The sequence below is a fragment of the Peptacetobacter sp. AB845 genome (genome assembly GCF_047528295.1).
Lineage (GTDB): Bacteria > Bacillota > Clostridia > Peptostreptococcales > Peptostreptococcaceae > Peptacetobacter.
The window spans coordinates 1255126-1268215 of sequence record NZ_CP180001.1 but is presented as its reverse complement, the minus strand read 5'-3'; the positions used below and the strand labels follow the sequence as shown (position 1 = coordinate 1268215).

13 protein-coding genes are annotated in these 13090 nt (G+C 30.7%); all 13 read right to left on the bottom strand.

The window, feature by feature from the left end; all coding sequences use genetic code 11:
• Positions 1–176: 176 nt before the first annotated feature.
• The 13 genes from ACK2WO_RS05960 to ylxM all read right to left on the bottom strand — a co-directional run bounded on the left by ACK2WO_RS05960 (position 177) and on the right by ylxM (position 13000).
• Entirely contained in the window at positions 177–1193 is a 1017-nt protein-coding gene (locus ACK2WO_RS05960) for an alpha-hydroxy-acid oxidizing protein (RefSeq protein ID WP_414698720.1), read from the bottom strand.
• Positions 1194–1299: 106 nt separating this feature from the next.
• Positions 1300–2070, bottom strand: a complete 771-nt coding sequence (locus ACK2WO_RS05955; RefSeq protein WP_414698719.1) for a ribonuclease HII — start codon at positions 2068–2070, stop codon at positions 1300–1302.
• 203 nt (positions 2071–2273) lie between these two features.
• Positions 2274–3551, bottom strand: coding sequence for a branched-chain amino acid transport system II carrier protein (gene brnQ / locus ACK2WO_RS05950; protein ID WP_414698718.1), 1278 nt, complete (start codon positions 3549–3551; stop codon positions 2274–2276).
• 402 nt (positions 3552–3953) lie between these two features.
• Positions 3954–5252, bottom strand: coding sequence for a branched-chain amino acid transport system II carrier protein (brnQ, locus tag ACK2WO_RS05945; RefSeq protein ID WP_414698717.1), 1299 nt, complete (start codon positions 5250–5252; stop codon positions 3954–3956).
• A gap of 701 nt (positions 5253–5953) precedes the next feature.
• Positions 5954–7252: a branched-chain amino acid transport system II carrier protein gene (gene brnQ, locus ACK2WO_RS05940; protein ID WP_414698716.1), complete on the bottom strand. Its 1299-nt coding sequence runs from the start codon at positions 7250–7252 to the stop codon at positions 5954–5956.
• 695 nt (positions 7253–7947) lie between these two features.
• On the bottom strand, positions 7948–8841 hold the full coding sequence (gene ylqF, locus ACK2WO_RS05935) for a ribosome biogenesis GTPase YlqF (protein ID WP_270839175.1): 894 nt from the start codon (positions 8839–8841) through the stop codon (positions 7948–7950).
• A gap of 112 nt (positions 8842–8953) precedes the next feature.
• The gene (gene rplS, locus ACK2WO_RS05930) at positions 8954–9307 is read right to left on the bottom strand and encodes a 50S ribosomal protein L19 (RefSeq protein WP_040410422.1); all 354 of its coding nucleotides are present in this window, start codon (positions 9305–9307) and stop codon (positions 8954–8956) included.
• Positions 9308–9424: 117 nt separating this feature from the next.
• Positions 9425–10111, bottom strand: a complete 687-nt coding sequence (trmD, locus tag ACK2WO_RS05925) for a tRNA (guanosine(37)-N1)-methyltransferase TrmD (protein WP_178411977.1) — start codon at positions 10109–10111, stop codon at positions 9425–9427.
• 9 nt (positions 10112–10120) lie between these two features.
• Entirely contained in the window at positions 10121–10639 is a 519-nt protein-coding gene (rimM, locus tag ACK2WO_RS05920; protein WP_414698715.1) for a ribosome maturation factor RimM, read from the bottom strand.
• 91 nt (positions 10640–10730) lie between these two features.
• Entirely contained in the window at positions 10731–10958 is a 228-nt protein-coding gene (locus ACK2WO_RS05915) for a KH domain-containing protein (protein ID WP_040410536.1), read from the bottom strand.
• A 23-nt stretch (positions 10959–10981) separates the two neighbouring features.
• A complete protein-coding gene (gene rpsP, locus ACK2WO_RS05910) occupies positions 10982–11233 on the bottom strand; it encodes a 30S ribosomal protein S16 (RefSeq protein WP_040410420.1) in 252 nt (83 codons plus the stop codon).
• A 40-nt stretch (positions 11234–11273) separates the two neighbouring features.
• Positions 11274–12635, bottom strand: coding sequence for a signal recognition particle protein (gene ffh, locus ACK2WO_RS05905; RefSeq protein ID WP_178411975.1), 1362 nt, complete (start codon positions 12633–12635; stop codon positions 11274–11276).
• A complete protein-coding gene (gene ylxM / locus ACK2WO_RS05900) occupies positions 12632–13000 on the bottom strand; it encodes a YlxM family DNA-binding protein (RefSeq protein ID WP_178411974.1) in 369 nt (122 codons plus the stop codon). The genes ffh and ylxM overlap by 4 nt, the downstream gene beginning before the upstream one ends.
• Positions 13001–13090 lie beyond the last annotated feature (90 nt).

The following is a 13090-nucleotide window of genomic DNA, read 5'->3' as shown; positions in this document are numbered from 1 at the left end:
TTATAGTATCGTTGTAATTCTTGTAACTAGGCTCTTTTGCTTGAAATCAAAATTAAAATTCCTCAACAATCTGCAAGCGAAGGTTCAAAACCGTAGCTGAAGCCTAGCGAGGAATTTTATTTTGATTTTAAGTATAAAAAGAGGCTGTTACAAAATTGCAACAACCTCATAAAATCTTATCTATATATTACTTTTTCATCAATTTCAGATATGTTTGAACATCCTGTTAATATCATAGCACCTTTTATTTCAGATTTTATTTTATTAACATAAGTTTCTACACCATCTGTAGCTCCTCCAAATGAAGCTGTTACAAATGGTCTACCTATTAATACAGCATCTGCTCCAAGACCTAGCATCTTAACAACATCAACACCAGTTCTTACTCCACCATCTACAAGTATTTTTATTTTTCCTTTTACAGCCTTAGCTATTTCAGGAAGCACATCAGCAGATCCTGGTGTAAAGTCTAATACTCTACCTCCGTGGTTAGATACTACTATTGCATCTGCACCTGCCTCAACAGCCATTAAAGCATCTTCTACAGTCATTATACCTTTTAGTATAAATGGTAACTCAGTAGATTTAACTAATTCTTTTATCTGTTCTAAATCCTTAGGAACAACTGGTTTTCCATGTAAAGATAGAGTAACTAATCCACAAGCATCTATATCAACACCTACAGCAAATGCACCTGCTTCTTCAGCTAATCTTATTTTTTTGATTATATTTTCATTGTCCCAAGGTTTTATAAATACTATACCATTTCCACCATGACATTTTAAAACATCTAAATTTTCTATAAGGAATGCATCAACAGCAGTATCTCCTACCATAGCATATATTCCAGTATTAGCACATCCTTCTACAACTGGTTCTATGTACTCTCTTTCTGTCAACTGCCCACCCATATTAAGAGTTGTTCCTGTTATTGGCGCTGCAAATATAGGTGCATCCATTTTTTTACCAAATAATTCTATAGAAGTATCAGGATCAGCTGCATTGTGTATAACTCTCATATTTAATTTAACTCTTTCAAGAGCTCTTACATTTTCTATGAAAGCCTGTCCACTTCCTTTTCCACCCATACCTGGAACTTCTCCTGCACAAGCTACACCATTACAAACTTTGCAAACTTTACAACTTCCATTTAATTTTTCTCTAGCATTTTTTAGCATTTCATTGTAATCCATTTTTTATCCCCCAGATTAAAAAAATTTTCAGACTATTATGCCTTATTTTATTATATCACAATAACCTTGTTATTTTCTTATTTTATATTACTATATAAGTTTTATATTAATATATAACATTCTTTAAAAAGCTTTTTCTATGGATTGGAGTTATTCCATTTTCATCTATTGCTTTATAATGTTCCGCAGTTCCATAACCTTTATGATGTGCAAATCCATATTCTGGATATATTTCATCATACTGATACATTATAGAGTCCCTTGTAACTTTTGCAAGTATACTAGCTGCAGCTATCGAAATAGATTTTGCATCTCCTTTTATTATAGAATTCTGCTCTATATCTACATCTGGTATATGAACCGCATCTGCTAGTATATAATCTGGCTCTTTTTTAAGGCAGTTTAAAGCTTTTCTCATAGCCATATATGTAGCATTTAATATATTGTACTCATCTATTTCTTCATTTCCAACTATACCTATTCCATAGTCAAGAGCTTCTTCTTTAATTATATCGAATAGCTCATTTCTTTTTTCTTCACTTAATTTTTTAGAATCGTTTATTCCAGCTATCTTCGTTCCTTTTTTTAATACTACTACAGCAGCTACCACTGGACCTGCAAGTGGCCCTCTACCAGCTTCATCTACACCTGCTATATATGTATATCCTTTTTCATATCCTTCATTTTCGTATGCATTTATTCTTTCAAGTCTTTCCTCTTCAAGTCTTATCTTATCTAATTTTTTAGCCAAACTAACAGCTATTTTATTTACAGATTTTCTATCATCTCCTTTTAACTCTTCTATAAATTCTAGGTATTTATCTTCACTTAAATTATCTGCAATTTCTTTAATTTCTTTTACACTCTTATTTCTCATAGTATTTCTCCTATTCTTTGTTGTTCAATTTTATTCTATAAATATAATTATACATTAAAATCTAGCTTTATTCATTAAAAAAGGACCCCTCCCAGTGAAACTGGAGATTCTATATACAATAAATCTATATACAATAAAAGACCGTCAGTTAAACCGACGGCCTTCTATTGGAATATAATTATTTTTATTATTTAAACTTTAACTTAATTTCTTTTAGTTGATTTTGATGGTATAAAGTTACCTACTATTGCAGCTGCTGCTACTGGTAAAATCCAGTTAAATCCGAACTGATATCCAGGAAGTTTAACTATAAATTCAACACCTGCTATTGTAAGAACACTTATTAATAATGCCATATATGTTGCACATATAAATACATTGTCATTTTTAATTTTGTGTCCAAATAATGATAATAGTATTAATGTTATTGTAGCTGGATATACTATGCTTAGTATTGGAGCAGAGAATTTTATTATTGTACTAACACCAAAGTTAGATATTACTGCTGAGAATACACATACTGCAACTACTATATGTTCATATTTTAATTTTCCATTTGTTAATCCTGAGAAGTATCTTCCTGCTGCTGAAGTTAATCCTATAGCTGTTGTTAAACATGCTAAAGCAACTATTATAGCTAGAAGAACTTTACCAGTCTGTCCTAATAAAGCTTCAGTTATTGAAACTATTAATGCAGTCTGTTCTACTTCTATTCCATACTGAGTAGAAACTGTTGCACCTAAGTAGCAAAGTCCACCATATACAAGACCCATACCTATAACAGCTATTGCACCTGCTCCTATAGTAGCTTTGACCATAAGTTTTTCATTATCATATCCTTTTTCCATTATAGATACTATAACTATTGTAGAGAATACTGTTGCTGCTAATGTGTCCATTGTCTGGTATCCCTGGTTAACACCTTCTGCGAATACTGATGGAACTAATGTATCTGGTCTTATTTCTCCTAATGGAGATATTACACCTTTAACTATTAATATAGCAAGAGCTATTAATAATGCAGGTGTTAAGAACTGACCTACTATATCCACAACCTTTGAAGGTTTTATTGTTAATACTAATGTTAATGCAAAGAATATTACTGAGAATAGTACAGCATTAAATCCAGGTCCTATTGTTGGTAATATACCCATTTCATATGTTGTAGCAGCTGTTCTAGGTATTGCTAGAAGTGGCCCTATACATACTACTATTGCTGAACCTAACACAACGCTTAGCTTATGCCCAGCTCTATCAAACAGTTTTGACGTATCCCCTCTAAATCTTGTAGCTGCGATTACCGCTAATAATGCTAAACCACCATCTGCGAATAAGAATCCTACAAATCCCGTAAACCAACTAGATCCTGATTCTACTCCAAGGTAAGGTGGGAAAATTAAGTTACCAGCTCCGAAGAACATAGCGAATAATGCGAAACCAACTACCATTAAATCTTTAAATTCTACTTTCTGTTTACCCATTTTGGCACCTCCGTATTTGACTTATAATTCCTTAAGACTAATTATTTTTTATTTTTTTATTATTCCAAAAATTTTAATAATTTCTTAACCTGGCTTTATTATACATTTTACAATATGACTATGTCAACATTTTTTTAATTTATAAAATTTTCACAAAATTTATGAAATAAAAGAAAACGCTGTACTCATTAGAAATACAGCGTTTTTCATTTCAAAACTTTTTATTTATTTTTATTTTAATTCACTTAAAAATTTATTGTTATTTCCATAAATACTTCATTTTCTTTTATCAAATTAAAACTATATTATTATTGATATATACTATCAATTATCTTTTTTTATAAATAGTTATAATTTCGATTAATTTTTAACCATAACTATTTATTATAATTTTCTTTAATTTTAGCAAGTTTTTTTATTGCTATCTTTGTTAGATTTTACAAAGTTTCCAATTAATCCTGCTATTATTACTGGAACTATCCAGTTGAATCCTAATGGTGCAAATGGAAGTGAGTTTATAAATGGTACATTTACCCCATAGCTCTGTAGTACTGTTAATGAACTTATTATTAAAGACATATATGTAGCAAATTTATATACATTGTCATTTTCTATTTTTTCATTGAAGAATGCAAGTACTATAAGAACTATTGTTGGAGGATATACTATACTTAATATTGGTGATGCAAATTTTATTATAGCTCCAACACCTATAGATGCCATACAAGCTGAGAATACACATACAGCAAGTACTATTTTCCCATAAGAGATCTTACCTTTTGTTAGATTAGTGAAGTACTGTCCTGTTGCAGAAGTAAGACCTATTGAAGTTGTTAAACAAGCTAATGCAACTGCTACCGCTAGTACTGTTTTACCAACATTTCCAAGTAATCCCTGAGTTATATTAACTATAACCTGAGTCTGAACAACATTTACATCATTAAATGAAGAAACTGTTGCACCTAAGTAGCAAAGTCCACCGTATACTAATGCAAGTCCTATACAAGCTAAAGCTCCAGCTTTTATTATAGCTTTTAATTTTTCATTAGTTGTAGTGTATCCCTTTTCATTCATTGATACTATAAGAACTGATGCAAGTGCTATTGCTGCAAAGGCATCCATTGTCTGATAACCCTGTGCTATACCTTCTGCTACAACACCTTCTATCATTGGTTCTTTTATGATAGGTCCAAGTGGTGATATAACACCTTTTACTATTATAACAGCAAGTGCTATTAATAATGCAGGAGTTAAGAACCGTCCTACTATATCTATAACCTTTGATGGTTTTATTGTTAATACATAAGTTATTGTAAAGAATACTATACAGAACAAAACAACAGGTATCTTATCTCCAAATATAGGCATTATACCCATTTCGTAAGTTGTTGCTCCTGTTCTTGGTATTGCTAAAAGTGGCCCTATACAAAGTATATCTGCACATCCAATAGCTATTCCAAGTTTTTCTCCTGCTCTAGAGAACATTTTGTTAAGATCTCCATCGAATTTTGTTGCAGCCATAACTGCTAAAAGCGCAAGTCCTGCATCTGCAAATGTAAATCCTATGAAAGATATTAACCATTTTGGTCCTGTTATAATCCCTAAGTATGGTGGGAATATTAAGTTCCCAGCTCCAAAGAACATTGCAAATAATGCAAACCCAAATACTATAATGTCCTTACTACTTTTTTTGTGTTCCATTTTCTACTTCCCCCTTGAGTGAAATAATTCTTTTAATTTTTTAAAATTTTCCCTTTAAACAAAAAAATAAATTCGATTGCTAACGTTTGCAATCTATAAAAAATAAACTTTTAAAATATGATTCTAATTATATATTTGAGAAAAATATATGTCAATAATATAAAAAATAGTCTTATTTTTTAGAATTTTCAAATGCATTTTTTTGTCTTATATTTATCACTTATCATGCACAAATGTTACTATCTAGCCATTTAAACTGCCATTTCAATAAATTTTTATAATCTCATCTACTTTTGATACATTTAAATTATTATGAATATTTAAAATCAATAGTTATATTTTTCTTTATATTCATTCTTTTCTCTATAGTATTGATTTTTCAATAACTTTCTTATATTAAAAATATACTTTGTTAATTTCTTTCTTCTTGTCAATTTATTATTTTTTCATTTTACAGAATATTTCGTATCATCCATTAATTGATCTGCATTTTTTATCTTTTGTATACACATTTTTTATTGTATATAGTCTATTTTATACGTTAAAAAATAAACTTCTTTTTAAAAATAAAAAAACCGAGAAATTTTTAAACAATTTCTCGGCTTTATAAATTATTTTATATTATTTTATTATTTTTTATATTTCATCTTCATATTATTTTTTTATTTCATTATAGATCGTTTCTTATTACAACTTTAAACTTATCTTGTTTCTAATTCAGAGTTTTTCCCTGGAACAAAGTGTCCTATTAATCCTGCTACTATTACAGGCACTACCCAGTTAAATCCAAATTCTTTTAATGGTAGGTAGTCAAGGAATGGCATTGCTACACCGTAGCTCTGAACTACTGTTAATATACTTACTATTAAAGAAGTATATACTGCAAATTTGTATACATTGTCATTCTGTATTTTTTCAGTGAAGAATGCAAGTATTACTAATACTATTGTAGGTGGGTAAACTATACTTAGTACTGGTGATGCAACTTTTATTATTCCACCAACACCTATAGATGCCATACAAGCTGAGAATATACATACAGCTAGTACTACTGTTTTGTATTTTAATTTTCCACCAGATAGCTTTTCAAAGAACTGACCTGTTGCAGAAGTAAGACCTATTGAAGTTGTTAAACAAGCTAGTGAAACACATACTGCAAGTATCATTTTACCAGTCTGACCTAAAAGACCTTCTGTTATATTAACTATAACCTGAGACTGCTGAGCATCTACACCATACATAGTAGAAACTGTTGCTCCTAAGAAGCAAAGACCACCGTATACTAAAGCTAGACCTACACAAGCTAAAACTCCTGATTTCATTATAGCTTTTAATTTATCGCCAACTGTATTGTATCCTTTTTCATTAAGAGATACTATAAGAACTGATGCAAGTGCTATTGCTGCAAAAGCATCCATTGTCTGATAACCCTGTGCTATACCTTCTGCTACAACACCTTCTATCATTGGTTCATCTACTACTGGTCCAAGTGGTGATACAACACCTTTTACTATTATAACTGCTAATGCTATTAATAATGCTGGTGTAAGAACCCGTCCTACTATATCTACAACCTTTGAAGGTTTTATTGTTAATACATAAGTTATTATAAAGAATATAGCTGCAAATACTGCTATTGGAATAGTGTTTCCTAATAGTGGCATTATACCCATTTCATAAGTTGTTGCACCTGTTCTTGGTATCGCTAAGAATGGCCCTATACAAAGTATATCTGCACATCCAAGAACTATCGCAAGTTTTCCACCTGCTCTTCTAAATAATGCTATTATATCACCATCGTATTTAGCTGTTGCCATAACTGCTAGAAGTGCTAAACCTGCATCTGCAAATGTGAACCCTGCAAATCCTGTTAACCATTCTGGCCCAGTTATTATACCTAAATAAGGTGGGAATATTAAGTTCCCTGCTCCGAAGAACATTGCGAATAACGCGAATCCAAATACTATAACGTCTTTGAAACTACCTTTCTGCTGAATCATAAACTTTTCCTCCCCAAAATATAAGACTTAAAAATAACCAGAAAACATTTTCCCTTTGTTCATGTTTTCATTTCCCTTTATAAATTTAATTTTATATTTCATTTCTTTCTATGTCAACATATTTTTTCTAAATTTTTACACACTTCTGAATAATCTTGAAATATTGTTTCTATTTTGTCAAAATTATTATCAGTTTTTATTTCAACAAAAAATTTAAACTTAATTTTTTTGTGTATTTTTTATCTATAAAAATAAAATTTCATATTTAGCTTTTTATAAAAGTTTTTCTATATATTTATTCATATAAACTATAGAATTTTCAATTTGTTGAAATTACTACTTTTCAGACTTATATATTTATATTTTTATATAGTAGTAAATAAAATAGTTAGTTTACTTTCTTTTTAATCATTACTTTCTTTTTTAAATTGCCTATTATTTTTTATATTTTTGTAACAATTTATACTTATACAAATTATCTCTTCAATTTAGATTAGTATAATTTTTTCAGAAAATTCAATTCTCTGGTTAAGAAAAAATCAATATTTTTTACAAAAAATTTAGTTCAAATATATGTATTTTATACATTAAAAATATAAATCATCTAAAATATTTTACAAAAAAATAGAGAGTATCAATGGATATTTTTTTATCCTTTATACTCTCTACAAATATTTATAATATAATATTCTTATTTATTTTATATCTTCAGGAACCTCTAATGTTATATTTCCTAATTTACCAGTTCTAAATTCATTAAGAACTGTTGTAGCTGTTCTAGTGTAGTCTATTTCTTTTCTACCTGTTATAAATCCTCTCTTCTGAGCTATCATGTCCATAGTTTCTATTCCTGACTCACCAAGCTCTTCTAATTTATATCTAGCAGCTAATTTTTCTGGTTCTATTACCATAAGTTTTTCTATTAATCTAAGCGCTAATGTCTCTACATCTAGTATTTCGTCTTTTATAGCTCTTGTAAATGCTAGGTTTAATGCTACATCCTGATCTTCAAACTTAGGCCATAATATACCTGGAGTATCTAGTAGCTCTAAGTTTCCTCTAAGTTTAACCCACTGTTTTCCTTTAGTTACACCAGGTCTATCTCCTGTCTGTGTACTTCTTCTACCAGTAAGTTTGTTTATTAAAGAAGATTTTCCAACATTAGGAACACCTACTATCATTATTCTTATAGCACGTTCTTTTCTTCCCTTTTCTTTTAGAGAATCCATTTTATCTTTTACAGCATTTTTACATTCGTCAACTATTCTATTAACTCCTGTACCCTTCATAGCATCTATAGGAATGGCTTTTATTCCCTGTTCTTTATAGTAGTTTATCCATTTATTTAATTTTGCTCTATCAGATATGTCGCTCTTATTTAGAAGCACTACTCTTGGTTTTCCAGCCATTAAAGTATCTATATCAGGGTTTTTACTACTATATGGTATTCTTGAATCCAAAAGCTCTACAACAACGTCAACAAGTTTTAGATTGGCTTTCATCAGATCCTTAGTCTTTTTCATATGCCCTGGATACCAGTTTATATTAAGATTATCGTCTCTTAGGTAATCATATTCTTTATCGCTCATTATTTCTTCCTCCTTTACTAAAATAATTATTTATTTTAATTATTATTTTTCCAAATTATAGAAAAAGGACTGATAGTGTATCAGTCCCTGTTCTCTCATATTAAATCAGATCTTATTTGTATCCTTTTGCTTCTTTAACTTTAGCAGCTTTACCAACTCTAGATCTTAAGTATCCTAGTTTAGCTCTTCTTACTTTACCTCTTCTAGTTACTTCTATTTTTTCTACTTTTGGTGAATGTACTGGGAAAGTTCTTTCTACACCGCAGTTGAAAGACATTTTTCTAACAGTGAAAGTTTCTCTAGCTCCTCCACCCTGTCTTTTTAATACTACACCTTCGAATACCTGTATTCTTTCTCTTTTACCTTCCACGATTTTAACGTGTACTTTTACTGTGTCCCCAGGTCCAAAGTTAGGAACTTCATTTTTTAACTGTTCGTTTTCGATTGCTCTTATTATTTCGTTCATATTTCCTCCTAAGTTCATAGACGTTCATTAATGCTTGACCGGTGCACAGAGGAACGCCCGTATTTTCAACAAGTTATATTATACTATAAAAAAAATCAATTTACAAGATTTTTTTCACTATTTTTTGTCCAAAAGATCTGGTCTTCTTTCCTTAGTTATCTTTATAGATTCCTCTCTTCTCCATTCATCTATTTTCTTATGGTTTCCAGAAAGAAGAACTTCTGGTACTTCCATTCCCTCATATACTCTAGGTCTGGTGTACTGAGGATATTCTAATAGATTATTTTCAAAAGATTCATCTTCAAAAGATTCATTCTGCCCAAGAACTCCTGGAATAAGTCTAGAAATAGAATCTATAACTACTAATGCAGCCAATTCTCCACCTGTAAGAACATAATCTCCTATAGATATTTCGTCTGTAACAATCATGTCTATTACTCTCTGATCTATCCCTTCATAATGTCCACAAAGAAGGATTACATCCTCCCCTACAGATAATTTTTTTGCTATTTCCTGACAATGTACTTTACCCTTTGGAGTAAGATATATTACCCTAGGGTTTTCAATTTTATTTGTTTCTACTATATGTCTGTATGTATCTATTATAGGCTGAGGAGTCATTACCATTCCTGCTCCTCCACCAAAAGGATAATCATCTACTTTTTTATGTTTATTCTCAGAAAAATCTCTTATATTATATACTTTACAATCTATTATCCCTTTTTCTATAGCTCTTTTCATTATACTTTCATTCATATAAGAGTTAAATATTTCGGGAAATAGAGTCATTATGTGAAATCTCATATCAATCACCTAGTCGTCAAGCATACCTTTTATAGGGTCTATTATCATTTTACCTTCTTCTATGTCTATTTCAGGTACAAATTTCATAACAGCCGGTATAAGATATTCTTTTCCTTCTTCATTTTTTATAACATAAACATCATTAGCTGAATACTGAAGTACTTCTTTTAAAACACCTACTTTTTCGCCTGAAACAGTATATACATCCATACCAATCATATCAGCTATAAAGAATTCTCCTTCTTCAAGCTCAAATGACTCATCTCTAGATACATATATATCTTTTCCTACAAGCTTTTCAGCCTCTTCAACCCTATCTATTCCTTTTATTTTCATTATGACAAGGTTGCCCTTATATCTAACATCTTCAACTTCCCAAGGATTTTCTCTATCTTTTCCTAGATAAAATTCTTCAAGAAAATCAAATCTATATATATCGTCTGTTGTAGGATAAACTCTTACATCACCTTTTAGGCCCTGTGTTTTTACTATTTTACCAACCTTAAAATGAGTTACTTTTTTTGCCATAATATCCACCTTAATCTTTTTGTAAGTTCTAGTTTGTTTTGCTATTATAAAAGGTTATTAAAAAGGATTAGGCCATAAGACCTAATCCAACTTATACTATTTCAAGAGATACTTTTATTTTCTCTTTATTTGCAACGGATCTAACTACAGTTCTGATAGCTTTTGCTATTCTTCCCTGTTTTCCGATAACCTTTCCCATATCGTCTGGAGCAACAGTAAGTTTTAGGATTATTTCATCCTTTTCTTCTGAAACACTTACTACTACTTCATCTGGGTTATCAACTAGAGCCTTAGCTATATCTACAACTAGCTCTTTTATCATAGTTTTACATCTCCCGTTTATTATTTAGAAGTTTTAACACCGTTCTGTTCTAATAATTTTTTAACAGTTTCTGTTGGCTGAGCACCTGTAGCTAACCATTTTTCAGCGCTTTCGTTGTTTATTTTTAATACTTTTGGTTCTACTACTGGGTTGTAGTATCCTATTTCTTCTATGAATTTACCATCTCTTGGAGCTCTAGAGTCTGCTACTACTATTCTGTAGAAAGGTTTTTTGTTTGCTCCCATTCTTTTTAATCTTATTTTAACTGCCATTACAGCCACCTCCGAAAATTTTTTCTATTTTTATTTTTTATTATTTAAAAAAAGGTAATCCGGCAAAACCGCCCCTTTTCTTTTTACCCTTGCCTTGTGTCATTCCAGTAAACATCTTCATCATTTTTTTCATTTCATTTAACTGTTTTATTAATCTGTTTACTTCCTGCACTGATGTTCCGCTTCCTTTTGCTATTCTTTTCTTTCTAGAAGCATTTAATATTGAAGGATTTCTTCTTTCCTCCACTGTCATCGACTGAATTATAGCCATACTTCTTTTCATATCTTTGTTATTCTGTAAGTCTACATCGCCGATTTGATTTTTCATGTTTGCCATTCCTGGCATCATGCCTAATAACTTATCCATTGAACCCATTTTTTTAAGCTGCTCAAACTGATCTAGTAAATCTTCAAAGTCAAATTCCTGTTTTCTCATTTTCTGTTCAAGCTCTTTGGCTTTTTCTAAATCTACTGTTTCCTGAGCTTTTTCAATCAGACTTAAAACATCGCCCATACCAAGTATTCTCGATGCCATTCTATCTGGGTGGAAAGGTTCTAAATCATCTAATTTTTCACCCATACCTATAAATTTAATAGGTTTCTTTGTTACAGCTCTTATTGATAGCGCTGCACCACCTCTTGTATCACCATCTAACTTAGTAAGTACTACTCCATCTATACCTAATGCCTCGTTAAAACTTTCAGCAACATTTACTGCATCCTGTCCTGTCATGGCATCGACAGTAAGAAGAATTTCATGAGGTTTTACTTCTGATTTTATGTTTTTAAGTTCTTCCATAAGAACTTCGTCAACATGAAGTCTACCAGCTGTATCTATTATAACTAAGTCATTTCCATTTTTCTGAGCATGACTTAGACCTGCTTTTGCTATATTTACTGGATTTTCTTTATCTCCCATAGCAAATACCGGTATATCTAGCTTTTCTCCTACAACCTGTAACTGTTTTATCGCTGCTGGTCTATATACGTCACAAGCGATTAATAAAGGTTTTTTACCTTGTTTCTTAAAGTATCCACCTAATTTACCTGCTGTAGTAGTTTTACCTGCCCCTTGTAAACCAACCATCATAACTACTGTAGGCGGTTTTGATGCTATCATTATCTTACTCTGAACATCTCCCATTAAGGCAGTAAGCTCTTCATTGACTATTTTTATTACATGTTGTCCAGGAGTAAGACTTTTCATAACTTCCTGTCCAACACATCTTTCTTGAACTTTCTTAATAAATTCTTTTACTACTTTGAAGTTAACATCGGCTTCTAATAAAGCTAATTTAACCTCTCTCATTGCATCTTTTACATCTTTTTCAGTAAGTTTACCTTTTGATCTAAGCTTACCAAAAGCATTTTGTAATTTATCAGATAATCCTTCAAATATCATTCTATCATCCCCCTACATAAGTCTTCTATTTCATCTAGCTTAGGGATTAAATCGACACAATCTATATTGTGCAATAAATCTTGTTTAAAGTCAACAATTTTTTCTATCATTTTCTTTACAGTTTCATCTTTTTTCTGAAGTTCTGACAAAAGATGAAGTTTCTGTTCATAATCTTTCATTACTTTCTCAGCTCTTTTAAGTGTATCGTACACACCCTGTCTCGATACATTTAGATTTTCACTTATTTCTCCTAGGGAATAATCTTCTTCATAATAAAGAGAAACTATTTCCTTTTGCTTGTCTGTAAGAAGGTTTTTGTAAACCTCGAACAGTTGTCCAACTTCTATCATCTTCTCCAAATTCATTTTGTCACTTCCTGAATAATTATTAAGTTCACGAATAAGGTCTTATAATTATTAAATACAAACCATTTTTTATGATTTTTGTATCTGTAA

Excerpts from the sequence above, each read along its gene's own strand:
- ACK2WO_RS05960 (WP_414698720.1), bottom strand. The coding sequence starts at position 1,193 with ATGGATTACAATGAAATGCTAAAAAATGCTAGAGAAAAATTAAATGGA.
- ACK2WO_RS05955 (WP_414698719.1), bottom strand. The coding sequence starts at position 2,070 with ATGAGAAATAAGAGTGTAAAAGAAATTAAAGAAATTGCAGATAATTTA.
- brnQ (WP_414698718.1), bottom strand. The coding sequence starts at position 3,551 with ATGGGTAAACAGAAAGTAGAATTTAAAGATTTAATGGTAGTTGGTTTC.
- brnQ (WP_414698717.1), bottom strand. The coding sequence starts at position 5,252 with ATGGAACACAAAAAAAGTAGTAAGGACATTATAGTATTTGGGTTTGCA.
- brnQ (WP_414698716.1), bottom strand. The coding sequence starts at position 7,252 with ATGATTCAGCAGAAAGGTAGTTTCAAAGACGTTATAGTATTTGGATTC.
- ylqF (WP_270839175.1), bottom strand. The coding sequence starts at position 8,841 with ATGAGCGATAAAGAATATGATTACCTAAGAGACGATAATCTTAATATA.
- rplS (WP_040410422.1), bottom strand. The coding sequence starts at position 9,307 with ATGAACGAAATAATAAGAGCAATCGAAAACGAACAGTTAAAAAATGAA.
- trmD (WP_178411977.1), bottom strand. The coding sequence starts at position 10,111 with ATGAGATTTCACATAATGACTCTATTTCCCGAAATATTTAACTCTTAT.
- rimM (WP_414698715.1), bottom strand. The coding sequence starts at position 10,639 with ATGGCAAAAAAAGTAACTCATTTTAAGGTTGGTAAAATAGTAAAAACA.
- rpsP (WP_040410420.1), bottom strand. The coding sequence starts at position 11,233 with ATGGCAGTTAAAATAAGATTAAAAAGAATGGGAGCAAACAAAAAACCT.
- ffh (WP_178411975.1), bottom strand. The coding sequence starts at position 12,635 with ATGATATTTGAAGGATTATCTGATAAATTACAAAATGCTTTTGGTAAG.
- ylxM (WP_178411974.1), bottom strand. The coding sequence starts at position 13,000 with ATGAATTTGGAGAAGATGATAGAAGTTGGACAACTGTTCGAGGTTTAC.